This window comes from Streptococcus mitis (genome assembly GCF_946190275.1).
Lineage (GTDB): Bacteria > Bacillota > Bacilli > Lactobacillales > Streptococcaceae > Streptococcus > Streptococcus mitis_DC.
On sequence record NZ_CAMHZQ010000057.1, the window covers coordinates 1 to 390 of the forward strand.

Sequence of the window (390 nt, forward strand, 5' to 3'; positions counted from 1 at the left end):
TGCTTCATCGATTGCTGCTTTCGCATCTGTCTTAGCTTGCTCTAAGTCTCCTGCTTGGTGTACTGCTGCGATTGCTGTTGCTCCAGCTGTCTTAGCTTCTTCTACACCTGTTGCTGTTGTTGCTTGATCAATTTTCGCTTGTTCTGCTTCCTTAACTTCATCTACTTTAGCTAGTTTTGTCGCTTTGTCTGCTGAACTTAAGCTTCCGTCTGCTTCGATTGCTGCTTTTTCTGTCGCTGCTGCTTCGTCTAAGGCTGCTTTGGCTTTCGCTTTGGCTGTATCTAAGTTTCCATTTTCATGGACTTTTCCGATGACGTTCTTACCTGTTTCTGTCGCAGTATCGATGATGTCTTTGTTTGTTGCTGCCGCAATCTTAGCTTTCGCATCTTC

At 44.9% G+C, this 390-nt stretch carries 1 protein-coding gene; it reads right to left on the reverse strand.

Annotated elements, in window-relative coordinates:
- Positions 1–390: DUF1542 domain-containing protein (locus N8M20_RS10215; RefSeq protein ID WP_261080516.1), on the reverse strand; the 390-nt coding region annotated here is incomplete at both ends.